Annotated in this window: 24 protein-coding genes; 13 read left to right on the top strand and 11 right to left on the bottom strand. The window is 57.1% G+C overall.

The window, feature by feature from the left end; all coding sequences use genetic code 11:
* Together ACRZ9U_RS17570 and ACRZ9U_RS17565 are read left to right on the top strand one after the other, a co-directional pair.
* On the top strand, positions 1-711 hold the full coding sequence (locus tag ACRZ9U_RS17570; protein WP_170395190.1) for a DUF599 domain-containing protein: 711 nt from the start codon (positions 1-3) through the stop codon (positions 709-711).
* Positions 712-746: 35 nt separating this feature from the next.
* Positions 747-1,094 carry a hypothetical protein gene (locus tag ACRZ9U_RS17565; protein WP_170408704.1) on the top strand — a complete coding sequence of 116 codons (348 nt, stop codon included), beginning with the start codon at positions 747-749 and terminating at the stop codon, positions 1,092-1,094.
* 3 nt (positions 1,095-1,097) lie between these two features.
* Here the strand turns inward: ACRZ9U_RS17565 and ACRZ9U_RS17560 are convergent, their stop codons facing one another.
* From ACRZ9U_RS17560 to ACRZ9U_RS17545, 4 genes are all read right to left on the bottom strand, one after another.
* Positions 1,098-1,583 carry an NAD(P)H-dependent oxidoreductase gene (locus tag ACRZ9U_RS17560; RefSeq protein WP_170408705.1) on the bottom strand — a complete coding sequence of 162 codons (486 nt, stop codon included), beginning with the start codon at positions 1,581-1,583 and terminating at the stop codon, positions 1,098-1,100.
* A 1-nt stretch (position 1,584) separates the two neighbouring features.
* Entirely contained in the window at positions 1,585-2,055 is a 471-nt protein-coding gene (gene rlmH, locus ACRZ9U_RS17555) for a 23S rRNA (pseudouridine(1915)-N(3))-methyltransferase RlmH (protein WP_170408706.1), read from the bottom strand.
* A gap of 44 nt (positions 2,056-2,099) precedes the next feature.
* Complete coding sequence (gene rsfS / locus ACRZ9U_RS17550; RefSeq protein WP_039541351.1) at positions 2,100-2,459, bottom strand: ribosome silencing factor; 360 nt, start codon at positions 2,457-2,459, stop codon at positions 2,100-2,102.
* Between the two features lie 164 nt (positions 2,460-2,623).
* On the bottom strand, positions 2,624-3,985 hold the full coding sequence (locus ACRZ9U_RS17545) for a mechanosensitive ion channel domain-containing protein (protein ID WP_170408707.1): 1,362 nt from the start codon (positions 3,983-3,985) through the stop codon (positions 2,624-2,626).
* Positions 3,986-4,108: 123 nt separating this feature from the next.
* On the opposite strand from ACRZ9U_RS17545, the gene ACRZ9U_RS17540 reads away from it, so the two are divergent.
* The 6 genes from ACRZ9U_RS17540 (at position 4,109) to ACRZ9U_RS17515 (ending at position 9,073) form a co-directional block, all read left to right on the top strand.
* Positions 4,109-4,204, top strand: a complete 96-nt coding sequence (locus ACRZ9U_RS17540; RefSeq protein WP_260023663.1) for an isopropylmalate isomerase — start codon at positions 4,109-4,111, stop codon at positions 4,202-4,204.
* A gap of 43 nt (positions 4,205-4,247) precedes the next feature.
* On the top strand, positions 4,248-5,651 hold the full coding sequence (leuC, locus tag ACRZ9U_RS17535) for a 3-isopropylmalate dehydratase large subunit (protein ID WP_480902529.1): 1,404 nt from the start codon (positions 4,248-4,250) through the stop codon (positions 5,649-5,651).
* Positions 5,652-5,689: 38 nt separating this feature from the next.
* Complete coding sequence (locus ACRZ9U_RS17530; protein WP_170395171.1) at positions 5,690-6,244, top strand: HdeD family acid-resistance protein; 555 nt, start codon at positions 5,690-5,692, stop codon at positions 6,242-6,244.
* A gap of 42 nt (positions 6,245-6,286) precedes the next feature.
* On the top strand, positions 6,287-6,892 hold the full coding sequence (leuD, locus tag ACRZ9U_RS17525) for a 3-isopropylmalate dehydratase small subunit (protein WP_170395169.1): 606 nt from the start codon (positions 6,287-6,289) through the stop codon (positions 6,890-6,892).
* A gap of 331 nt (positions 6,893-7,223) precedes the next feature.
* Positions 7,224-8,054 carry a hypothetical protein gene (locus ACRZ9U_RS17520; RefSeq protein ID WP_170395166.1) on the top strand — a complete coding sequence of 277 codons (831 nt, stop codon included), beginning with the start codon at positions 7,224-7,226 and terminating at the stop codon, positions 8,052-8,054.
* Positions 8,051-9,073 (top strand): endonuclease/exonuclease/phosphatase family protein, encoded by a 1,023-nt coding sequence (locus tag ACRZ9U_RS17515; protein WP_170408708.1) that lies wholly within the window; start codon positions 8,051-8,053, stop codon positions 9,071-9,073. The genes ACRZ9U_RS17520 and ACRZ9U_RS17515 overlap by 4 nt, the downstream gene beginning before the upstream one ends.
* Positions 9,074-9,080: 7 nt before the next feature.
* Here ACRZ9U_RS17515 and ACRZ9U_RS17510 read toward each other — a convergent pair whose 3' ends face one another.
* On the bottom strand, positions 9,081-9,986 hold the full coding sequence (locus tag ACRZ9U_RS17510; RefSeq protein ID WP_170408709.1) for a sugar nucleotide-binding protein: 906 nt from the start codon (positions 9,984-9,986) through the stop codon (positions 9,081-9,083).
* Positions 9,987-10,069: 83 nt separating this feature from the next.
* Between ACRZ9U_RS17510 and ACRZ9U_RS17505 the strand changes: the two genes are divergently transcribed.
* Entirely contained in the window at positions 10,070-10,963 is an 894-nt protein-coding gene (locus ACRZ9U_RS17505) for a LysR family transcriptional regulator (RefSeq protein WP_170408710.1), read from the top strand.
* 6 nt (positions 10,964-10,969) lie between these two features.
* Here the strand turns inward: ACRZ9U_RS17505 and ACRZ9U_RS17500 are convergent, their stop codons facing one another.
* Entirely contained in the window at positions 10,970-11,497 is a 528-nt protein-coding gene (locus ACRZ9U_RS17500) for a redoxin domain-containing protein (RefSeq protein WP_170408711.1), read from the bottom strand.
* 91 nt (positions 11,498-11,588) lie between these two features.
* On the opposite strand from ACRZ9U_RS17500, the gene leuB reads away from it, so the two are divergent.
* Positions 11,589-12,692, top strand: coding sequence for a 3-isopropylmalate dehydrogenase (leuB, locus tag ACRZ9U_RS17495; protein ID WP_170408712.1), 1,104 nt, complete (start codon positions 11,589-11,591; stop codon positions 12,690-12,692).
* Positions 12,693-12,749: 57 nt separating this feature from the next.
* Here the strand turns inward: leuB and ACRZ9U_RS17490 are convergent, their stop codons facing one another.
* On the bottom strand, positions 12,750-14,936 hold the full coding sequence (locus ACRZ9U_RS17490) for a transglycosylase domain-containing protein (RefSeq protein ID WP_480902526.1): 2,187 nt from the start codon (positions 14,934-14,936) through the stop codon (positions 12,750-12,752).
* Positions 14,937-15,193: 257 nt separating this feature from the next.
* On the opposite strand from ACRZ9U_RS17490, the gene ACRZ9U_RS17485 reads away from it, so the two are divergent.
* Together ACRZ9U_RS17485 and ACRZ9U_RS17480 are read left to right on the top strand one after the other, a co-directional pair.
* Positions 15,194-15,532: a P-II family nitrogen regulator gene (locus ACRZ9U_RS17485; protein WP_039541190.1), complete on the top strand. Its 339-nt coding sequence runs from the start codon at positions 15,194-15,196 to the stop codon at positions 15,530-15,532.
* Between the two features lie 33 nt (positions 15,533-15,565).
* Complete coding sequence (locus tag ACRZ9U_RS17480; protein ID WP_170395150.1) at positions 15,566-16,888, top strand: ammonium transporter; 1,323 nt, start codon at positions 15,566-15,568, stop codon at positions 16,886-16,888.
* A gap of 70 nt (positions 16,889-16,958) precedes the next feature.
* Here ACRZ9U_RS17480 and ACRZ9U_RS17475 read toward each other — a convergent pair whose 3' ends face one another.
* The 4 genes from ACRZ9U_RS17475 to ACRZ9U_RS17460 form a co-directional block, all read right to left on the bottom strand.
* Positions 16,959-18,143 (bottom strand): amino acid aminotransferase, encoded by a 1,185-nt coding sequence (locus ACRZ9U_RS17475; RefSeq protein WP_170408714.1) that lies wholly within the window; start codon positions 18,141-18,143, stop codon positions 16,959-16,961.
* Positions 18,143-18,997: a 3-mercaptopyruvate sulfurtransferase gene (gene sseA / locus ACRZ9U_RS17470; protein ID WP_170408715.1), complete on the bottom strand. Its 855-nt coding sequence runs from the start codon at positions 18,995-18,997 to the stop codon at positions 18,143-18,145. The genes ACRZ9U_RS17475 and sseA overlap by 1 nt, the downstream gene beginning before the upstream one ends.
* Before the next feature lie 93 nt (positions 18,998-19,090).
* Entirely contained in the window at positions 19,091-19,360 is a 270-nt protein-coding gene (locus ACRZ9U_RS17465) for a CBU_0592 family membrane protein (RefSeq protein ID WP_170395139.1), read from the bottom strand.
* A 14-nt stretch (positions 19,361-19,374) separates the two neighbouring features.
* Positions 19,375-19,932, bottom strand: a complete 558-nt coding sequence (locus ACRZ9U_RS17460) for an XRE family transcriptional regulator (protein ID WP_170395136.1) — start codon at positions 19,930-19,932, stop codon at positions 19,375-19,377.
* Between the two features lie 104 nt (positions 19,933-20,036).
* On the opposite strand from ACRZ9U_RS17460, the gene ilvD reads away from it, so the two are divergent.
* Entirely contained in the window at positions 20,037-21,869 is a 1,833-nt protein-coding gene (gene ilvD / locus ACRZ9U_RS17455) for a dihydroxy-acid dehydratase (RefSeq protein WP_170408716.1), read from the top strand.
* Positions 21,870-21,992: the final 123 nt, after the last annotated feature.

Raw genomic sequence — 21,992 nt, 5'->3', positions numbered from 1 at the left:
ATGACCTGGATCGACCGCACATTACTGTTTTCCTCGCTGGACTATGCAGCCGTTTTGCTATTGTTCGCGACATGGCTGGGGATTGGGTGGAGGATCGAAAATCCGTCCTCTCAGAAACCATCGGTTTCATTGATGATGGATGATTTCCGCAAGGTCTGGATGCGTGAAATGGTGACGCGCCAGCCGCGTGTGTTCGATGCACAAGTGATCTCGGCCATGCGCCAGGGCAGCACGTTCTTCGCTTCGACAATCATGATTGCAATAGGCGGCGGCTTGGCATTGCTTGGCAATACCGAACGCCTTGCTGGGGTTGCTGAAGATCTTGCCATCGGCCGTGCGCCTGCCATGGTTTGGGAAATCAAGATACTGATTATTCTGCTTTTTCTGTCGAACGCTTTTCTGAAATTTGTCTGGTCGCATCGCCTGTTTGGGTATTGCGCAATTCTGATGGCCGCTGTTCCAAATGATCCCGATGATCCACAGGCCTATCCACGCGCCACACAATCTGCTGATATCTGCATCACGGCGGCTCGTAGTTTCAATCGCGCGTTGCGGGCGACATATTTTGCGTTGGCTTCAATCGCATGGATACTTGGACCGGTAGCCCTGATCCTAAGCTCAATCGTCACATTCGGTGTGCTCTATCGTCGCGAATTCGCCTCGCATTCACGGACCGTAATCATGACTGCGCCACCAAACACAGAGTCGTGATCGCAATGCCATGCGCGAGAGCATAGTTTGACCCTATGCGATATCTGATTCTCAGCGCCTTACTGGCCAGCCCCGCATTCGCCGACCCTCCGACGGTCGAACAGGTTTCAGCCCAATCAAATGGGGATACCTGGCGGTTCGACGTCACGATCCGCCACTCCGACACCGGATGGGATGACTATGCCGACGGCTGGCGTGTTCTGGATATGCAGGGGAACGAGCTGGGGATGCGTGTGCTGCATCACCCTCATGTCGATGAGCAGCCCTTTACCCGGTCTTTAAGCGGGGTGGTTATCCCGGACGGGACCACGCAGGTGCAAATTCAGGCGCGCGACAATGTCGGTGGTTGGAGCGAAGACACGACCGTGGTCGATCTGAACTGACCCTCAGAACACCCCGAGGCAGAGACCTGCGGCCAAGGCCGCTCCAACCTCACGACAGCTTTCAAGTTGTTCTTCGGGAATGATCTTTTCGGCCAAGATCGCTTTGGGTGTTTGCGCATGAGTGCAGATGATCAGGGGCGGTTGCACTTCTTTCAGCCGCCATCCCGTTGCGATCCGAGCCATCTGGCGCGCGGCATTTTCGCCATCTGATCCGGCGCAGACCATCTGCGCATAGGGTCGACCTTCGATCTGACCCAGCACCGGATAATAGCAGCGGTCAAAGAACTCTTTCATCAGCCCAGAGATCGCGGCCAGGTTCTCGGGTGCGCAGAAGATATAGCCATCGGCGGCCAGCAGGTCGTTTGGCCCGGCCTGATCGGCGGTTTTCAGGATGGTGTTCGCTTCATCCCGCGCTGCTTCGGCTGCGGCTTCAGCCATTTGCCGGGTGCCGCCGGTGCGCGAGTGGTAGACGATCAATAGCTGCGCCATGTCAGACCCGGTGATAAGGGCCGCCTGATAGGATGGTCGCGGCCCGGTAAAGTTGCTCGGCCAGCATCACACGGACCAACATATGGGGCCAGACCATTGACCCAAAGGATAGGGAAAAATCAGCCTCCGCCCGCAGATTAGGGTCTATTCCGTCCGCTCCGCCGATGATCAGCGCCAGATCCTGTCGGCCCGCGTCGCGCCATCCACCCAGCTTTTTTGCAAAATCAGGCGAGGACAACACCCGTCCGCGCTCATCTAGCGTACAGATCACCACACCCTTGGGCAGCGCCTTGCGCAGCAGGGTGGCCTCGGCCCCCATGCCAGCGTTTTTCTTGTCTTCAACCTCGATCACGCGCGCAGGCCCAAGCCCCAGCGCGCGGCCGGTCCGGTCAAATCGGGTCAGATAGTCGTCAAGCAGGGATTTCTCCGGTCCGGCGCGCAATCGCCCGACCGCAACGATGCTGATACGCATGTCTCTCTCGCCTCCGGCCCCTCAATACAGGCCGGGATGGCGCCTCAATTCGCCGAGGCGCTGCCGCCCTGAGGCAGCCACATCTTTTCCAGCTGATAGAATTCACGCACTTCGGGGCGGAAGATATGGACGACCACGTCGCCCGTATCGATCAGCACCCAGTCGCCGGCATCCTTGCCTTCGACCTTCGAGGTGAAACCGAATTCCTGCTTGATGCGATCCGTCAGCTTTTCCGCCATGGCCGAGACCTGACGGGTCGAGCGACCCGAGGCAATCACCATGTGATCCGCAACAGAAGACTTACCTTGCAGGTTGATCTGCACGACGTCTTCGGCCTTGTCATCGGAAAGTGAGGAAAGGATACGTTCAAGCAGCTTGTCGCTGATTGACTGAGAGTGGGCCATTACACCGGCCCCATCATCGGCGGGCAAACCCGCCTGTGTATGTAGAGACAGGACATAGTCCTCCTTTGCTGCGCGCCGTGAAACCCCGGCGCCGGGGTACTAATAAGGTAACAAGGGGATTGCAACATTTCAATGAACGGGCCGACGCTGCGCCCCACATCCAGTCACTCTTTGGCGAGATGTTGCACCTCGGCGTCGGCCTCCGGGCCGCCCAATACGCGGATTTCACGCTGCGGGAACGGAAGCGAGATGTCTTCTACCTTGAACGCATCCCACAGCGCCAGGAAGACATTGCCCCGAATGTTTGTCAGACCCTTGTTTGGATCACTGATCCAGAAGCGCAACACATAGTCCACGCTGCTGTCACCGAAACCAGTGATATGGCAGACAGGTTCATGTTTGCCTCCACTCAGCACTCGACCGACCGTCTTGACGGCACGGATCGCTGTCGCGCGGACTTTGTGCGGGTCGTCGTCGTAGCTGGTGCCGAAATCAAGATCCAACCGCACGAAACGGTCGGAATGCGACCAGTTTACAACCTGATTGGTAATCAGATCTTCGTTTGGAATCAGATATTCCCGACCATCCCGCGTAACCACCGAGACATAGCGCGCGCCCAGCGCGTTAATCCAACCGAACGTGTCCCCGAGTGAAATCACGTCGCCCGGTTTGATCGACCGGTCCATCAGGATGATGATGCCTGAGATCAGGTTCGAAACCACTTTTTGCAGGCCAAACCCGATCCCGACGCCAATGGCCCCGGACAGCAACGCTATGCCAGTCAGATCAAACCCGAGGGTGCGGATCGCCGCCATGAACACTGCCCCGTAGAGCAGCACCTGAATACCCTTGGCCAGAAGAACCTGCATCGATGGTGTTATGTCTTGATTGTTCGTAAGGCCGCGCTCAGCCGCGCGTGTGCCGACACGCGCCAAAGTCAGCAGGACGCCGATCAGCAGTACAGCCTTGATGATGCCCAGCGCCGAGATATGAAGATCACCGATAGAAATGGCGACGCCGTCTAGGAAACCGGCTACATCATCCGTCAGGTTCAACGCAATCAGCGTGGCATAGACCCACATAGACCATTTAAATATTTGTCGCAGCGTTCGGTTTCTCACCAATCGCGAAACCAACGCGATGGCCAGCCATGCAACAGCCAGCGTTGCGAAGACACCAAGTATATAGCTCCGCGACGGCCATGTGACCTGTTGCATCACCAGATAAAGCCCACCAGACAGCAACACAAAATAGACCAATGTCAGACGGCGCATCAGTTGTATCAATATCCGCAGACGCCATTTCGGCCATCCCACCCGGGCCCTCGCCCAGGTTTCCCATCGGCCCTGCGTCAGCAGTTTCAGCAAGAATGAGATTGCCCAGAGAAACAGGATGATGATGAGTTGATACTGCCGCCATCCTGGGGTGACGATCAACTCGACCAGACCTTCAATTTGCGAGGAAAACGCCGCCGTCATGTTGGCGTAAAGCTCCGAGAGCGTCTCCGGTAGTAAATCCTGGTTCATTCACCTCTCCTGCAGGTCAGCTTGGACAGCGATGCTGGATGATGCAAGCCCGCAGTGAGACGGTTGGGATTGAACCTTGATTGACACGAATGCCCGTTATATCTGGTGCGTATGAGACTCAATGTGGCCCAAGAACAGAATCTGGAAGATCGCGCGCGTCTGCGTGAACGGTTCTTTGGGGCTGCCCGCACGGTCTTGGCCCGCCTATCGGCGGCCTAAGCCAACTCGCCAGCTATTTCTCATTTCATACGGGAGAGGACCGATGTCCCCCAAAACACTCTATGACAAGATCTGGGATGCCCATGTCGCCCACGAGGCCGATGATGGCACCTGCCTGCTGTATATCGACCGCCATCTGGTTCACGAAGTGACCAGCCCACAGGCGTTCGAAGGCCTGCGCATGGCGGGCCGCAAGGTGCGCGCGCCAGAAAAAACCATCGCCGTGCCGGATCACAACGTTCCGACCACGCCGGACCGTGTGAATGGTATCGAAAACCCGGAATCACGCATTCAGGTCGAGGCACTGGACAAGAACGCCAAGGATTTCGGCATTCACTATTACCCTGTGCACGACGTCCGTCAGGGCATTGTGCATATCGTCGGCCCCGAACAGGGCTGGACCCTGCCCGGCATGACCGTTGTTTGCGGCGACAGCCACACGGCGACTCATGGTGCATTCGGCGCTCTGGCCCACGGCATCGGCACGTCCGAGGTTGAACACGTTCTGGCCACCCAGACTCTGATCCAGAAGAAGTCCAAGAATATGAAGGTCGAAATCACCGGCAAACTGCAGCCGGGTGTGACCGCCAAAGATATCACTCTGGCTGTGATCGGCGAGACCGGTACTGCTGGCGGCACAGGTCATGTCATCGAGTATTGCGGCGAAGCGATCCGCGATCTTTCGATGGAAGGGCGCATGACCGTCTGTAACATGGCCATCGAAGGCGGTGCCCGCGCTGGCCTGATCGCGCCGGATGAGACCACCTTTGAATATGTCAAAGGCCGCCCGCATGCCCCCAAAGGCGCGCAGTGGGAAGCCGCGATGGACTGGTGGAAGACGCTTTACACCGACGAAGATGCGCATTTCGATAAAGTCATCACGCTGCGTGGTGAAGATATCGCGCCAGTCGTCACTTGGGGCACCAGTCCCGAAGATGTGCTGCCGATCACCGCATCCGTACCGCATCCCGAAGATTTCGAAGGCGGTAAAGTCGACGCGGCCCGCCGTTCGATCGAGTATATGGGCTTGGAAGCCGGTCAAAAGCTGAGCGATGTTGAAATCGACACTGTTTTCATCGGCTCTTGCACCAACGGTCGGATCGAAGACCTGCGCGCTGCGGCGGAAATCCTGAAAGGCAAGAAGATCAAGGACGGCATGCGCGCCATGGTCGTACCAGGCTCGGGCTTGGTGCGTGCACAGGCCGAAGAAGAAGGTTTGGCCGAGATCTTCAAAGATGCCGGTTTCGAGTGGCGTCTTGCGGGCTGTTCAATGTGTCTGGCGATGAACCCCGACCAGCTGCAACCGGGCGAGCGCTGTGCCGCGACTTCGAACCGCAACTTCGAAGGCCGTCAGGGTCGCGGTGGGCGTACCCATCTGCTGAGCCCTGCAATGGCTGCCGCTGCGGCAATCACAGGACGGCTGACAGACGTCCGTGAATTGATGTAAGAGTCTCTCATATCTAGATATTTGATGGAGAGACTAACATGAGTGATTGGGTCAAATGGCTACTGCTTGGACTTTTGTCCATAGCATTCGGGGTGTTCGTATTGGGCGCACCGGTCGTGGCGTCCGTTGCCGTAACAGTAGTAACTGGTGTGTTGCTATTGATTGCGGGCGGAATGCAGATCGTTGGTGGCTTCACGGTTGAAGGCACTGGCAACAAGATCCTGTCACTCATCATGGGTGCGGTCATGCTGTTTCTGGGCTGGTCCTTTCTGGATCACCCGCTGCAGGGCACGCTGACGCTAGCAACTGTGATGCTGATCCTGTTCATGGCAGGCGGTATCGCGCGGGTCATTCTGTCGTTCCAGATGAAAGGAACGCAGTTTTTCTGGCCCACGATGATCTCGGGCATCTTGTCGATCATCCTCGCCGGCATCATCTGGACCTATGTGGGCAAGGAACCGGCTGCTCTGCTGAGTATACTGGGGATCTTCCTGGGCATTGAGATGCTGTTCAACGGGTTCGGATTGGTCTTCATGGCGTTCTTCGTCAAGAACGCACCCAAGGACGAAACAACAGAAGCGAAAGAAGCTTAAACGCGGAGCACGGGCGCGGCCCTACCCCGCAGGAGTGTAGAAATGGAAAAGTTCGAAAAAGTCCACGGGGTGGCCGCCCCAATGCCACTGATCAATATCGACACCGATATGATCATTCCCAAAGTGCACCTGAAAACCATCAAACGCTCTGGCCTGGGTGTCGTGCTGTTTGATGAGATGCGCTATCACGATCATGGCGGCGAGAACGAAGATTTCGTTCTGAACAAACCCGCTTATCGCAACACCGAGATTCTGGTGGCTGGCGACAATTTCGGTTGCGGCTCGTCGCGGGAACATGCGCCATGGGCGATCAAGGATTTCGGCATCAAGGTGGTGATCTCGACCAGCTTCGCCGACATCTTTTTCAACAACTGCTTCAAGAACGGCATCCTGCCCATCGTAGTCGAAGAAGAGCATCACGCGATTCTTATGGATGACGCGCACAAGGGTGAAAACGCCCGCATGACCGTGCATCTGGAAGATCAGCAGATTACCACTTCGGATGGCATGGTCATCGAGTTCGACATTGACCCACACCGCAAGCACTGCCTGCTGAACGGTCTGGACGATATTGGCCTGACGATGGAAAAAGACCATCACATCGATAAGTTCGAAGATCATGCGAGTCAGGCCCGCCCCTGGGTATGATTCTGGGGACGAATCTGTTGATACTCAACCTAACAGGGTCGCAAGCGCGGCCCTGTTCGCATTCTTGGGGCAAAAACCCAGAGCACCACAACATGTAGGTATCAATTTGAGATACACGTCGGATTTGCGTCGAAATTGATGCAATCCCGCACCAGTTGCGCCATCATTTTGCCCGAAATTGCGTGTTATTTGCTCATTGGCTTGAGCGAAATACCGCTTATCGGCAAAGTTGGCACCCATGAGGTAGCCGCCAACGAACGAGCGGTGAGCACAAGTTGGACGATAAGTCGGCACAGAATCGACTACGCCGGTTTGGAAAAGGGTTCGGATTGTGATTGCACGCACAACGGGGGCGGCGATACGTGGATTATTGGTAGCACTTATGGTGCTTACCCCTGCGTTGTACCTGCCTACATCGACGTCGAATGGGACTGAGATTGTCGTCTTTCTGGCGATCCTTGCGTTTATCCTGACTTTCTCGGAATACAACTCGGCCTTTCCAAGCTTTATCGAATTTCGTGACGCACCACCTGTGAACAGGCTGCGCTTTGTCGGTTTGATGTCGATGGTTACCTTCCTGACGCTGATCTGCAAAAACGCCTATGCCCCCTCGGAACTTACTGGCCTGTTTTATTCAGTTGGCCTGATGGTTGCGAATGTGGTGGATTTCCCCTACTCCCCCGTTCGTCTTGTGGTTCTGATGCTGCCCGCCGATGCCAGCCAGCCCCTCGTAGATTTGGTGCGTATCTCCGCCAGCGTCGCTTATGTCGCGGCCTTGGTTACCATCGCCAGCTTTGCCTATGCAGTGAAGCTTCGGGGATGGCCAACAGGCAACGGCGCGTTCAACGTCTGGACCAATCTACCGCTGTTTGACCCAACCAAGGGTGGTGATGTGGTCACCCGTCTGCAGCGTGACGGGCGGCTCAACATCGCAATTGGGGCTTTGCTGCCTTTCCTGATTCCCGCCCTGATCAAACTGATGGCTGCTTTCATCACGCCGATCGCGCTCAGCAATCCGCAGACATTGATCTGGACCCTTTGCGCATGGGCATTCCTGCCTGCCAGCATGATCATGCGAGGCATGGCGACACTGCGCATTGCCGGCCTGATCGTTGAGAAGCGCCGCGCATACTCAACTTCCGAGTCAACTCAGATCGCATGATCCGACTGCTGGCTCTGTTGCTGTTGCCGTTTACGGCACAGGCAGAGACATTGCGCATCGCAAGTTTCAATACAGAACTCAGTCGCGAAGGTCCCGGCCTGTTGCTGCGTGATATTCGGCGGAACGACCCTCAGGTCGCTGCGGTGATCGAGGTGCTGATGACAACCCGTTCCGATATCGTCGCGCTGCAAGGCATCGATTGGGATTTAGACGGGCTTGCCCTTGCTGCGCTGGTCGAGGCGCTGAAAAGCAACGGCTTGGATTATCGATACAGTTACGCCGAGCAACCCAATTCCGGGATCGAAACCGCATTGGATCTGGATGGGGACGGCGATACGGGCGGCCCGGGCGATGCACAAGGCTGGGGGCGGTTCACCGGCCAGAATGGGCTGGCAGTGCTGTCCCGCTATCCTATCGCTACCGATCAAGTGCGGTCATTCACCCAGATGCGGTGGCGCGACTTGCCGGATGCCCAGCTGCCAGCCGAGGATGGAGAGCCCTTCCCATCACCACAAGCGCAGGCTGTTCAGCGGCTGTCTTCTACATCGCATTGGGTCGTTCCGGTCGACACCCCAGGTGGTCGCCTAAACCTGATGACGTTTCACGCCAGCCCGCCTGTCTTTGATGGACCTGAAGATCGGAACGGACTGCGCAACCGGGATGAAATTCGGCTCTGGTCGCTTTTGCTGAACGGTGATCTGGGTGAGAAACCTACAGGCCGTTTTGTCATCGCAGGTGATGCGAACCAGGATCCTTACAAAGGCGAGGGTCGCAAATCAGCAATCCGTAATCTTCTGGCCAATCCGCAACTGCAGGATCCGATGCCTGTTGACCCTGCGGGGTCAACTTCAACAGTTTTGTGGAAGGGCGTTGGCGAGATGAGAGTGGATTATGTCCTACCTTCGGCGGATTGGCGTGTGCACGATGCGGGCATTTACTGGCCGGAGCCCACATCCCGTGACGCGGCCGTCGCCGCAAGCCGTCACCGGCTTGTCTGGGTCGATCTGTTCGACGAATAGGCTTCGATCATGACCGTATGACTGTGCCGAATCGCTGGCGGGATTCATATTGCACAGGTTCAGACACGGCGTTCCTCAACGCGTCATTTAGGTCGGTCTGCGCAAATTCCGGGAGCAGAGCATCAAAGAGGCGTCTGTCCAGCCGGTGAGAAGTATTCCATAGATACCTCATCTCAAGCAAATGAGGCGCCATACGCCAGAACGGGCGTGCCAGATGCAAAGGCAACCATGCCATCTGTTTAAGGGTGAGTTCACGCCCCGCAACCTGCGAAAGCGCCAATACCATTTCATTGCCGGTCAAGGTGTATCCAGCATAGGGGACATCGCAGAAACGCGGTAGCAGGCTGCGCATTTCTGCCAATTCCACAGCAGCGCGAGTTAAATCGGGCAGATAGGCCCAAGCATGCGCGATATCCGGATTGCCGGGATACACAAAGCGCCCGCGCCGCAAGTGTTTGATGAGAATCTGATCGAACCAATTGCCAGAGGCCGTGGTATCTATGAAATCACCTGCCCGCAACATGATGGTCCGAACCGACGAGGCACGATAAGCCTCTTCCATCTCGATCCGAATGCGTCCCAACGGATTTCGCGCAAGATGCGGTGTCCTGGTCGACCAGGGGCCGGGCGTATCCGCACCGAAAACATAAACGTTCCCCGGTACAATGACCGTCAAGTCACGCTCTGATGCAGCGGCGATTACCTGACGATGCAACTCTGGCACCTGCTCCGCCCAGTCGGGGTAAAGCGGGTTCCAGGCGTTCACGATGACGTCTACTCCATGTACCGCCGTGCGCAATTCCTCCCTGCGTCGATCAAACTTTTGCACAATCCATCCCGCATCCGAATAGGCTCTTGCAGCGTTGCGTCCAAATCGACCGGTGGCCCCGAGAATAAGTACCGTTTGTGGCATTGATCCCTCCGTTCCGGATCAATCTATTCATTCACGATGTTTTGGAAATTGCGAAAAATCGCAGATTATGTATTCGTTTTTGAATGGCTAAAACACTCCAACTATCCGACTGGTCCTTAGTTCAAAGCTTTCTGGCGGTTGCCGAAACCGGCTCACTATCCGCAGCCGCAAAGCAACTGGGTCGCAGCCAGCCGACGCTTGGACGTCAGGTGCATGCGCTGGAAGAAGAATTGGGGGTCTCGCTGTTTGATCGTCACGCGCGTGGACTGACGCTCAGCGAGGTGGGGCAGCAAGTGCTGCCAATGGCGCAGCAGATGTACAGCGCAGTCAATGCCCTGGGGCTGACGGCAGCGGGTCAGGCGCAACAGCTGGAAGGGTCGGTCAGGATCACCGCTTCGGTATTTGTATCGCATCACCTGTTGCCGCCGATACTTGCCGCAATCCGTGAGGCAGAACCGGCCATTCAGCTTGATCTGGTCGCCTCGGATGCCAGCGAAAACTTGCTGTTCCGCGAGGCCGATATTGCCGTGCGCATGTATCGGCCCGAACAGGTCGACATCGTGGCAAAGCATATCGGCGAGGTGCCGTTATGTTTCTGCGCCGCCCAAAGCTATCTGGATCGTGCAGGGCGACCAATGACCCCGACAGAGTTGATGCAGCACGATCTTGTGGGATTTGACACCAATGAAGACATCATCACCGCTATGCGGAACAAGGGCTGGCCTGCCAGCCGGGACAGCTTTGCCACGCGATGCGACAACCAGACTGCCTATTGGGAATTGATCCGCGCAGGGTGTGGGGTGGGCTTCAGCCAACTCAGCATCGCACAGTCCGATCCTCTGGTCGAAGTGCTAGATATTGATGTCGAGATACCGGTGCTACCGGTCTGGCTGGCTGCCCCTCAGGCGATGCGACAGACCCCGCGCATTCGCAGAGTCTGGGATCTGCTGGCCGACGGGTTGAAGGCCCGGCTTTAAAACCGCCTACAGCGCGCCGGTATAGGTGCCGCGCGCAGGATAGTTATTGGCCAAGGTGAATTTCAAACCGCCGACGATGTCCGACATCGGCGGTCGCGCAAAAGGCGTTGTCTGCTGCCAGACGTAATAGAGGGTCTGATCAGGTTTGATATAGAAATGTCCCGGCTCAGCGAACAACGCTGGCTCGGCACTACCTTCACGAGCCACCGAGATGTTCAGGCCCCAGACATCCCGCGCGTCGGCCATGGACAGGCTGTATCCTACGCGCAGCTTCGACACTCCGGCCTTCTCAACCGTCTCGGCCGCACGTTCGTCGGTATCCGTGGTGATCATGATCACCTCAACCCCCAGCTCGGCGAATTCATCCAGCGCAGCCTCGACCTCACTCATTTGGCGAACGCAGATCGGGCAATGCAGACCGCGATACTGAATCACCAGCGTTCCGTTTTCGCCAGTGTCGCGCTCAAGATCAAAGGTGCCATGGCTTACTGTTTCGATTTTTAGCGATGGGGCCGGATTTCCGGGTGTCAGCATGTGGTTTCCTCGTGATTTGATGGGTTCGTCTCATTGACCCGATGCGCCGCAAACGCTAGGGCCTGTGCGACAAAACGCAAGGAGACTGTCGATGACCAACCCCTCGCTCCTCATCCTGCCCGGAGACGGAATTGGCCCGGAAGTTATGGCCGAAGTGCGCAAAATCATCGATTGGTTCGGCGCCAATCGCGGTCTTCAATTTGACGTGAGCGAGGATCTGGTCGGCGGCGCTGCCTATGATGCGCACGGGAAGCCCCTGTCGGATGAGACCATGGCCAAGGCACAAGAGGTCGACGCTGTTCTGCTGGGAGCTGTTGGCGGCCCTAAGTATGACGATCTGGATTTCAGCCTGAAACCCGAACGCGGACTGCTGCGTTTGCGCAAGGAAATGGACCTGTATTCCAACCTGCGCCCAGCTCAGTGCTTCGACGCGCTGGCGGATTTCTCTTCGCTAAAGAAGGATGTGGTCGCTGGCCTCGACATCATGATTGTGCGCGAGCTGACATCGGGTGTCTACTTCGGTGAGCCGCGCGGCATCTTTGAAGAAGGCAATGAGCGCGTTGGCATCAACACCCAGCGCTACACCGAATCCGAGATCGAACGCGCAGCACGTTCCGCGTTTGAGCTGGCGATGCGCCGGAACAAGAAACTGTGCTCGATGGAAAAAGCCAATGTGATGGAATCGGGCATCCTGTGGCGCGAGGTCGTGACACGTGTCGGTCAGGAATACCCCGAGGTCGAGCTGTCACACATGTATGCAGACAACGGCGCGATGCAGCTTGTGCGCGCGCCCAAACAGTTTGACGTGATCGTCACCGACAACCTGTTTGGAGATGTACTATCCGATTGCGCAGCGATGCTGACCGGGTCTTTGGGCATGCTGCCGTCTGCCTCGCTGGGCGCACCGATGGCGAATGGCCGCCCTAAGGCCATGTATGAACCCGTTCATGGCTCGGCCCCGGACATTACAGGTCAAGGCAAGGCCAACCCAATTGCGTGTATCCTCAGCTTCGCCATGGCACTGCGCTACAGCTTTGACCAGGGCGACGAAGCGGATCGTCTGGAAACCGCGATCGAGAAGGTTCTGGCCGACGGCGTTCGCACAGCTGACCTGCTGGCCGAAGAAGGGGTTGAGCCGGTTTCGACCAGCGAAATGGGTGATGCAATTCTGGCAGCGCTAGACGAAAGCGTCTGATCTTACGATCATTCAGACATCAAAGGCGGTGCCCAGCGCACCGCCTTTTTTTGTTGGTCAGTTTCCGAAGATGTTGTTCAGCAGGTTGTTGATCGCACGGTCCAAACCGGTTTGATTCTTACGGCGCTGTTGCTGCGGCTGCGCGGTTCTAACCGGTGGGTCCGGCACCAACATGGGCAACGGCGTGGGCGTCATCCCTTCTGTCACGCGCAGCATGGTCTCTTTCCATATCTCCGCCGGCAAGCCTCCACCCGTGACACCTGACAACGGCGTATTGTCATCATACCCCATCCAAACGCCCGTAACGTAGTCCGCGGTAAATCCGATAAACCAGGCATCCCGCGCGGCCTGGGTCGTGCCGGTCTTGCCCGCCACCTGCCAGCCCGGCAGCTTTGCCCGTCCGCCTGTACCTTCAGAGACCACACGCTCCATCATCCAGGTCAGTTGTTTGGCGGCCTTGTCGTTGATGACGCGTTCACCAATACCGGTTGTCGTGATCATAACTGGATCGGTCTCACCAAGCAGCTTCAACTCGGTCAGACCATAGGGTTCCACCGCTGAACCGCCGTTCAGGATACCAGCGTAAGCGCCCGTCATCTCTATCAGCGTGCTTTCCGATGCGCCGAGCGCCAGCGCGAGGCCCTCGGCCAGATCACTTGAAAGGCCAAAACCACTGGCAACCGTGCGCACGTTATCCAGCCCCGAGATATCCGCCACCTTGACCGCGGGAATATTCAACGAATTCTTCAACGCATCTGCTAATGTCACCCGGCCATAGAACTTATTGGTGTAGTTCTTCGGACACCACTGACCTGAACCTGCGATGTTCCAGCACGTTGGTTCATCCATCACCGTGTCCAACGGTGAATATCCCAACTCCAAGGCCGTCGCATAGACAAACGGTTTGAACGACGAACCCGTTTGACGCAGAGCCTGCGTAGCCCGGTTGAACGCCCCCGAAACACGGGTCTTGCGCCCACCGACCATACCTCGAACCGCGCCATCCGCTGACATCACCACAATAGCGGCCTGTGCTTTGGAGCCTTCGCGCACCTTCTCCTGGAAGATGAATTTCAGCGCCTCTTCTGCCGACGTTTGAATGCGCTGATCCAGCGTGGTTCGGATCAACACGTCCTCGGTTGTGTTACGTGTGAAAAACTCAGGCCCGCTGGCCATGACCCAATCGGCAAAGTAACCACCAGCACGCGCGGCAGCGGCCTCGGACAACTGCGCCGGACGGCTGCGGGCCTCGCTGGCCTGCGCGCTGCTCAGATAGCCCTGAGTCTCCATTAGCCCAACCACCAAACGTGCCCGATCTTGTGAACGTTGCAGGTTGTTCGTTGGCGCATAGCGTGTCGGGGCCACCAATAGACCTGCCAGCATTGCCGCCTCGGCCGGAGACACTTCGGCTGCTGAAATACCGAAATACCGCTGGCTGGCGGCCTCGAAGCCGCGGGCTCCCGCACCGAGGAAGGCGCGGTTCAGATAGATCGTCAGAATTTCATCCTTGGAGTATTTGACCTCCATCGCAATGGCATAAACTGCCTCTTTCGCCTTGCGCCATAGCGAACCCTGACGGCAATCGGCTTCATATGCAGCCTCAGAATCCCATTCGCCGGGCTCATAAGGCACACCCAGGCATAGAAGTTTCGCGGTTTGCTGGGTGATCGTTGAACCACCGTGACCAGACAGCGGTCCACGTCCTTCACTCAGGTTGATGCGTACCGCGCTGGCGACACCGCGCGGGCTGACGCCGAAATGGCGGTAGAACCGTTTATCCTCGGTTGCGATCACGGCGTTCTTGAGATGCGGCGAAACTGTATCCGCCGTAATCACGCCGCCAAACTGATCGCCGCGCCAGGCAAAGACCTTGCCGTCGCGATCCAGCAAGGTCACCGAACCACGTGCCCGCCCATCAAGCAGGGTATCGACATCCGGCAATGAGGTGTAAACAACACCCACCGCCAGCGCCAACAGCAACCCCGCCACTGCGCCGACCCTCCAAGTGATCCCCCAAATTATGCGCCAGAGCCAGCGGAACAGCCGGCGGAAAATGCCACCGCCCTTCCCACCAGAACTGCGCCGCGTTTTCTTCCGCGCCGTTTTGCGCGGAGCGGCTTTTCGGGCCGTCGACTTCTTACCAGCGGGTTTTGCAGCCCGCTTGGTCGCCGCAGGCTTTCGGCCTTTGGTCGGGTACCTTTTATCCGCGACAAGGCGCGATTTGCGACGGTTGGACTCAGTCATGCTCAAACTCTGCCCGGTTATGCTTTTGGGGCACCATACCCCGCCGGAACGGCCATGTAGAGGTGTGAAATACCCGTATTTCCCCTCACAAGTTTGCCTATATTTTCACCAAATAGCGTGTTTTGTGCAAAAATTGTGCATAATTGCTGATTTTTTACCCTCATTTACCCTCCGAAAACGTTCCATCTGAACCTCTGTCGCGCATTTTTCTGCAGGTGCAAAATGCCGGGCCGCCCGGAGTAGTAGAGGGGAAAGACGTGAAACTGATCATTGCGACAATCAAACCGTTCAAGCTTGAGGAGGTGCGCGAAGCACTGACCAATGCAGGCGTGCGCGGCATGATGGTGACTGAGATCAAAGGGTTTGGCTCGCAATCGGGTCACACCGAGATTTATCGCGGTGCCGAATACGCCGTGAATTTCGTTCCCAAGATCAAGCTTGAGATCGTGGTGCCCGCCACCATGGCCGACCAGATCGTCGAAACCATCACCACAACCGCCAAGACCGGCAAGATCGGTGACGGCAAGATTTTCGTCCTCGATGTCGAGCAAGCCCTGCGCGTGCGGACCGGGGAAACCAACGAAGAGGCGCTTTAAGCGCGCTTACTCACAATCACTCGAGGACTAACAATGAACCTGATGAAATCTCTCATCCCTGCCGCTGCGATCGTCGCACTGCCGCAGATGGGTCTTGCGCAAGAGGCCGCTACCGGAGAGCCCGCGCAACACACCCAATATATCTTCACCACGCTGCTGTTCCTGATGGGCGGTTTCCTGGTGTTCTTCATGGCTGCAGGCTTTGCCATGCTCGAAGGCGGGCTGGTGCGCTCAAAGAACGTCGCGATGCAGATGACCAAAAACATCGCGCTGTTTTCAATCGCCGCGATCATGTACTGGCTGATCGGCTTCAACCTGATGTACCCCGGTGATGGTTGGACCATTTCTGGCTGGCTGGGCCCGTTCTTCTCGACCACCGTGCTTGACCCAGTGGGTGTCGGTGCAGATGCTGCGGCGCTTGACTACGCCTCAATCGGTTCGGATTTTTTCTTCCAACTGGTCTTTGTCGCAGCGACCGCCTCGATCGTGTCCGGTGCGGTGGCTGAACGGATCAAATTGTGGCCCTTCCTTGCCTTCGTTGTTGTCCTAACCGGCATCATGTACCCGATCTCGGGCTCGTGGCAGTGGGGTGGTGGTTGGCTGTCCGAAGCAGGCTTCTCGGACTTCGCTGGTTCAACCATCGTGCACTCGGTCGGTGGCTGGGCGGCTCTGGCAGGTGCTCTCATCCTTGGGCCGCGCATCGGTAAGTACAAGGACGGTAAAGTGCACCCGATGCCTGGTTCGAACCTGGCTCTGGCCACTCTGGGTACCTTTATCCTGTGGCTGGGTTGGTTCGGCTTCAACGGTGGTTCGCAGCTGGCGATGGGCACTGTAGGAGATGTCTCGGACGTATCGCGCATCTTTGCCAACACTAACATGGCCGCTGCATCCGGTGCCGTTGCCGCCCTTATCATGACACAGCTGCTGTACAAAAAGCCCGACCTGACCATGGTGCTGAACGGCGCGCTGGCGGGACTGGTGTCGATCACTGCTGAGCCGCTGGCCCCAACCCTGTTCGGCGCTCTGTGGATCGGTGCTGTGGGCGGCATCATTGTGGTCTTCGCGGTTCCGATGCTGGACAAGTTCAAGATCGACGACGTAGTCGGCGCCATCCCGGTCCACCTGTTCGCTGGCATCTGGGGCACCATCGCCGTGATCTTCTATGGCGAAGCCAGCCTGATCACTCAGCTGACCGGGATCATTGCTTATGGTGTCTTCACCTTTGGTGCTGCTCTTATCCTTTGGTCGATCCTGAAGGCCACCGTAGGTATCCGTGTTAGCGAAGAGGACGAGATCAACGGCCTCGACATGGCTGAACTGGGTATGGAAGCGTATCCGGAATTCTCCAAGGGCTAATAGCCAACCAAGTAAAAACAAAAAAACCCGGGCGTTCGCGCCCGGGTTTTCCTTCATTCAAAGATATCGCTCAGACGCCGACATCTACAATCGCCTGCGCCAAAATGGGCACAGTATTGGCGTTCAAACCAGCGATGTTCAGACGGCTGTCACCGACCATGTAAATGCCGTGATCGGCACGCAGCTTTTCAACCAGTTCTGGCGCGGCCCCCAGTCGCGAGAACATGCCGCGATGCTGGGCGATAAATCCAAATCGATCCGATCCACTAAGGCTCTGCAGCTCATCAGCCAGTTGCTGACGCAGGCCCAGCATGGAAAGGCGGACATCTTCCAATTCGGTCGCCCAATCTGCCCGCAGAGCATCGTCATTCAGGATCGTCGTCACCACCCGCGCGCCGTGATCAGGCGGGAATGAGTAGTTCTGGCGGTTCAAAAATGCCAGCGTAGACTGGTTCAGTGCAGTCTGTGCCGGATCGTCACTGATCGCCATCAGCAGGCCGGTGCGTTCGCGGTAGACGCCGAAGTTCTTCGAACAAGACGCCGCGATCAGGCAGCGCTTCACTGACGATGCGACCAGACGGGTTGCCTGCGCATCTTCTTCCAGACCGTCGCCAAAGCCCTGATAGGCAATGTCGATCATTGCGACGAGGCCACGTGCGTTGATCAGGTTCACGACCTCTTGCCATTGCACCATATTTAAGTTGGCACCCGTTGGGTTGTGGCAACAGCCATGCAGAAGAACCACGTCGCCTGCATTGGCAGTTTTCAGGTCCTCGATCATACCGTCGAAATCGACGCCACGCGATTCTCCGTCGAAATAACGGTATTGGACTATCTCGATCCCTAGATAGTTCAGGATCGACAAATGGTTTGGCCATGTGGGGTTCGACACGAAAACACGCGCGGTGGGGTTGGCCATACGGATCATCTCAAACGCCTGACGACAGGCTCCGGTACCACCGGGGGTGGCTACGGCTGCAATGTTGCCACGCGGGACAGAATTTCCGAGGATCAAGTCGATCATCGCGTCCGCAAAGGCTGGATCACCAGCCAGACCGGTATAAGCCTTGCTCTCCTGCTCTTCGAGAATACGCTTTTCAGCTGCTTTCACCGCGCGCATCACCGGAGTGACCCCTTCGGCGTTCTTGTAGACGCCAACGCCCAGATCGATCTTCTGATCACGTGGGTCGTCGCGGTACATCTGCATCAACGCCAGAATCTTGTCTGCCGGCTGCGGTTTAAGGTTCTCGAACATCAGTTCTCTCCGGTTGCGACGGGCAGGGTTGGGAAGGCACCCCATTCAGCCCAGGAGCCGTCATATAGCGCGTGGTCTTTCTTGCCCATGCGTTCCAAGGCAAGGCTGAGAATTGCGGCAGTCACACCAGAGCCACAGGATGTGATCGCGGGTTTCGATAAGTCGACGCCGGCATCTTCGAAAACCGCGCGGCAGTCATCGGGCGACTTCATCGTGCCATTCTTGTTCAACAGCATTCCAAAAGGCACGTTGCGCGAGCCTGGGATATGACCCGAGCGCAACCCCTCGCGCGGTTCAGCTTCGGTCCCGATGAAACGGGCCGCCGAGCGGGCATCGATGATCTCGTGATCCGCAAGCTTCGCGGCTGATGAAACTTGCGTCACATCGCGGACAAGGTGGTTTTGAACCCGCACCGTCATATGACGGTCGCGAATAATGGGGGGCAGGTCTTCGATCTCGCGCCCTTCAGACTGCCATTTGGGCAGTCCACCATCCAGAACGGCAATATTGTCCTGTCCCATCAGACGGAACAACCACCAGACCCGCGCCGCCGACATCAGCCCCGCGCCGTCATAGACCACGACCTGATGGCCATCGCCAACGCCCATCGCGCGCAGGCGCGACATGAACTTCTCGACCGGAGGTGCCATATGCGGCAGGTCAGAACGATGGTCGGATATCTCATCAATATCAAAGAACCGCGCACCAGGGATGTGGGCAGAGTCATACTCTGCCTTGGCGTCTCGCGCTTGCTGCGGCAGGTACCACGACCCATCCAGAATCCTTAGATCCGGATCCTTGAGATGTGCGGCAAGCCATTCGGTAGAAACGAGGGTTTTTGGATCGTCCTGCATCTATGCCTCCCCTAAGCGAGCTTGGGTTTTCCCTATACTTGGCGGGATGCAGGTTCAAGGCTGGATAGCGCTAGCGTCCCGACCACACTGGATTTATCGCAATCGACGCAGGCGATAATACTGGATGATCCCAATAACGCTGATGATGATCCAGAAGCCTTCGATCAGCATCGACGCCAGATTGAAGTTCTGCAGCAGTGAGAACACGATCAGCACCGAACCGATAAGATTCACCAGCGGAAAGGCCAGATCCTCCGAGTTCATCACTCGCATCTGGGTCGCAAAATATGCAGCAACAACGATCAAAGCCCCGAATGAGCCGATGGCATCGACGACGGTCAAACTGTCCAGTAGTGCGGTCATTGTATGGGGCTTTCCTATTCTGAAACTTCCGCTGGTTGCGAATAGTGGTGCATATTTAGAAAAGCAGCTCCCTGATCACCAGCGCGGTATCCATGCGGCACATCCGCAGAAAATCGCAACCCTTGACCGGATTGCAGCGGAACCCAATTTCCATTTCGCAGCACGTCCAAAGCTCCGCTCAGAACAAAAACCTCTTCGGTTACACCTGCTGCATGGGCCGGAGATTCGTGGCTTTGATTGGGTGACAACTCGACATGAAATGTTTCGGCCCCCAATGCGGGATCAAAAGGAAAGACAATCTTGACTTCGATACTTCCCGGAAATCTCACGGTACTGAACACATCAGCATCTGTCGTGTCACGCATTGCAGCAGTACCAATCAATGCACTCAGCGGGAGCTGGAAACCCTTCGCGATCTTCCACAGGGTCGCGATGGTCGGGCTTGATTCGCCACGCTCGATCTGGCCCAGCATAGCTTTGCTGACCCCGGTGAGTTCCGCGACTTTTGACAGGCTCAGCCCGGATGCCGCCCGCACATCCCTTAGTTTCAGCGTTAGTTCGTCCGATTCCATAGCCGCGCCCTGCGATTTGTCTTGTGCGTTATAACGTACATATGATACGTGCGCTATAACGTACACACCCAATATCGCAGTTTGGGCAATAGGGATACAGCATCATGCCAATGTACCGATCCAGAACCTCCACCCATGGCCGTAACATGGCCGGTGCCCGCGGCCTGTGGCGCGCCACCGGTATGGGAGACGACGATTTCGGCAAACCGATCATCGCCATCGTCAACTCGTTCACCCAGTTTGTACCCGGTCACGTCCACCTAAAGGACCTGGGACAGATGGTTGCGCGTGAGGTTGAGGCCGCTGGCGGTGTCGCCAAAGAGTTCAACACCATCGCGGTCGATGATGGCATCGCCATGGGCCATGACGGGATGCTGTATTCGCTGCCCTCGCGTGAGGTGATTGCGGATTCTGTTGAATACATGGTTAACGCCCATTGCGCGGACGCTATGGTCTGTATCTCGAACTGCGACAAGATCACGCCCGGCATGTTGATGGCGGCCATGCGTCTGAACATCCCTGCGATCTTTGTCTCGGGTGGACCTATGGAGGCGGGCAAGATCGACATCGCCGATCTGGACGCCAAGAAGATCGACCTTGTCGACGCGATGGTTGCCGCAGCGGATGATCGATTTACCGATGAGCAGGTGCAACACATTGAAGAAAACGCCTGTCCAACCTGTGGTTCATGCTCGGGCATGTTCACCGCGAACTCGATGAATTGTCTGGCCGAGGCACTGGGTCTGGCTCTGCCGGGCAATGGCTCGACCCTGGCCACACATGCCGACCGTAAAGAGTTGTTCTTGGAAGCTGGTCGCCGCATCGTCGAGATCACCAAGCGCCACTATGATCTGGACGAGAAAGGCTTCCTGCCGCGTGAAATCGCCACGTTCGACGCGTTCGAAAATGCCATGAGCTTGGATATCGCAATGGGTGGATCGACCAATACGGTGCTTCATTTGCTGGCCATCGCGCACGAAGGTGAAGTGCATTTCACCATGTCCGACATGGACCGCCTGAGCCGCCAAGTGCCCTGTTTGTGCAAAGTCGCGCCCAACATCGAAAACGTGCACATGGAAGACGTCCACCGCGCTGGTGGCATCTTCTCGATCCTCGGTGAACTCAGCCGCGCAGGCTTGCTGCATGAGGATTGCCATACAGTGCATTCGGGCACCATGGGCGAAGCAATTGCCAACTGGGACATCAAAGTCGCCAACAACCCGAAGGCTCAGGACCTATTCAAAGCGGCGCCCGGCGGCGTGCGTACTACACAAGCCTTCAGCCAGTCGAACCGCTACAAGGAGCTGGATACTGACCGCGAAGGCGGCGTGATCCGTTCGAAAGAGCATGCATTCAGCCAGGATGGCGGTCTGGCGGTATTGTTCGGCAACATTGCGCGCGACGGCTGTATCGTGAAAACTGCGGGTGTGGATGAGAACATCCTGAAATTCACAGGCTCAGCTTATGTCTGCGAAAGCCAGGATCAGGCAGTGAATGATATTCTGACCGGCAAGGTCAAGGAAGGCGACGTGGTGGTCATCCGCTACGAAGGCCCGCGCGGTGGGCCGGGCATGCAGGAAATGCTCTACCCGACCTCATATCTGAAATCCAAAGGGCTGGGCAAAGCCTGCGCGCTGCTGACTGACGGTCGTTTCTCGGGCGGCACGTCCGGCCTGTCGATTGGACACGTCTCACCCGAAGCCGCCGAAGGAGGCGAGATCGGGCTGGTGAAAACCGGCGACAAAATCGAGATCGACATCCCCAACCGCAGCATCCATCTGGCGGTCTCCGACGAAGACCTGGCCGCGCGGCGCGAAGAGCAGGACGAGAAGGGCTGGCAGCCCGTTGCACCACGTAAGCGTAAAGTGTCCACCGCGCTAAAAGCCTATGCCAAATTGACGACCAGTGCCGCAAAAGGTGCCGTCCGTCAGGTCTAAGCACTGCGGGTGAGCGAACACTCCCGCACCCGATACATGGAATCGGCTGCGCCGATTCCACTTTCGGAATTTGGGCCCGGCGCGGGGCTTTGCGCGGCGCCGGGCCCAACCAGAGGAGATGTC

The sequence above is a fragment of the Ruegeria sp. D7 genome (assembly GCF_056534355.1).
The sequence above is the reverse complement of the archived record's forward strand: the minus strand, read 5'-3'. Positions and strand labels throughout refer to the sequence as shown.

What these genes read in the sequence shown, in the direction of transcription:
- ACRZ9U_RS17570 (WP_170395190.1), top strand. Translation starts at nt 1, where the DNA reads ATGACCTGGATCGACCGCACATTACTGTTTTCCTCGCTGGACTATGCA.
- ACRZ9U_RS17565 (WP_170408704.1), top strand. Translation starts at nt 747, where the DNA reads ATGCGATATCTGATTCTCAGCGCCTTACTGGCCAGCCCCGCATTCGCC.
- ACRZ9U_RS17560 (WP_170408705.1), bottom strand. Translation starts at nt 1,583, where the DNA reads ATGGCGCAGCTATTGATCGTCTACCACTCGCGCACCGGCGGCACCCGG.
- rlmH (WP_170408706.1), bottom strand. Translation starts at nt 2,055, where the DNA reads ATGCGTATCAGCATCGTTGCGGTCGGGCGATTGCGCGCCGGACCGGAG.
- rsfS (WP_039541351.1), bottom strand. Translation starts at nt 2,459, where the DNA reads ATGGCCCACTCTCAGTCAATCAGCGACAAGCTGCTTGAACGTATCCTT.
- ACRZ9U_RS17545 (WP_170408707.1), bottom strand. Translation starts at nt 3,985, where the DNA reads ATGAACCAGGATTTACTACCGGAGACGCTCTCGGAGCTTTACGCCAAC.
- leuC (WP_480902529.1), top strand. Translation starts at nt 4,248, where the DNA reads ATGTCCCCCAAAACACTCTATGACAAGATCTGGGATGCCCATGTCGCC.
- ACRZ9U_RS17530 (WP_170395171.1), top strand. Translation starts at nt 5,690, where the DNA reads ATGAGTGATTGGGTCAAATGGCTACTGCTTGGACTTTTGTCCATAGCA.
- leuD (WP_170395169.1), top strand. Translation starts at nt 6,287, where the DNA reads ATGGAAAAGTTCGAAAAAGTCCACGGGGTGGCCGCCCCAATGCCACTG.
- ACRZ9U_RS17515 (WP_170408708.1), top strand. Translation starts at nt 8,051, where the DNA reads ATGATCCGACTGCTGGCTCTGTTGCTGTTGCCGTTTACGGCACAGGCA.
- ACRZ9U_RS17510 (WP_170408709.1), bottom strand. Translation starts at nt 9,986, where the DNA reads ATGCCACAAACGGTACTTATTCTCGGGGCCACCGGTCGATTTGGACGC.
- ACRZ9U_RS17505 (WP_170408710.1), top strand. Translation starts at nt 10,070, where the DNA reads ATGGCTAAAACACTCCAACTATCCGACTGGTCCTTAGTTCAAAGCTTT.
- ACRZ9U_RS17500 (WP_170408711.1), bottom strand. Translation starts at nt 11,497, where the DNA reads ATGCTGACACCCGGAAATCCGGCCCCATCGCTAAAAATCGAAACAGTA.
- leuB (WP_170408712.1), top strand. Translation starts at nt 11,589, where the DNA reads ATGACCAACCCCTCGCTCCTCATCCTGCCCGGAGACGGAATTGGCCCG.
- ACRZ9U_RS17490 (WP_480902526.1), bottom strand. Translation starts at nt 14,936, where the DNA reads ATGACTGAGTCCAACCGTCGCAAATCGCGCCTTGTCGCGGATAAAAGG.
- ACRZ9U_RS17480 (WP_170395150.1), top strand. Translation starts at nt 15,566, where the DNA reads ATGAACCTGATGAAATCTCTCATCCCTGCCGCTGCGATCGTCGCACTG.
- ACRZ9U_RS17475 (WP_170408714.1), bottom strand. Translation starts at nt 18,143, where the DNA reads ATGTTCGAGAACCTTAAACCGCAGCCGGCAGACAAGATTCTGGCGTTG.
- sseA (WP_170408715.1), bottom strand. Translation starts at nt 18,997, where the DNA reads ATGCAGGACGATCCAAAAACCCTCGTTTCTACCGAATGGCTTGCCGCA.
- ACRZ9U_RS17465 (WP_170395139.1), bottom strand. Translation starts at nt 19,360, where the DNA reads ATGACCGCACTACTGGACAGTTTGACCGTCGTCGATGCCATCGGCTCA.
- ACRZ9U_RS17460 (WP_170395136.1), bottom strand. Translation starts at nt 19,932, where the DNA reads ATGGAATCGGACGAACTAACGCTGAAACTAAGGGATGTGCGGGCGGCA.
- ilvD (WP_170408716.1), top strand. Translation starts at nt 20,037, where the DNA reads ATGCCAATGTACCGATCCAGAACCTCCACCCATGGCCGTAACATGGCC.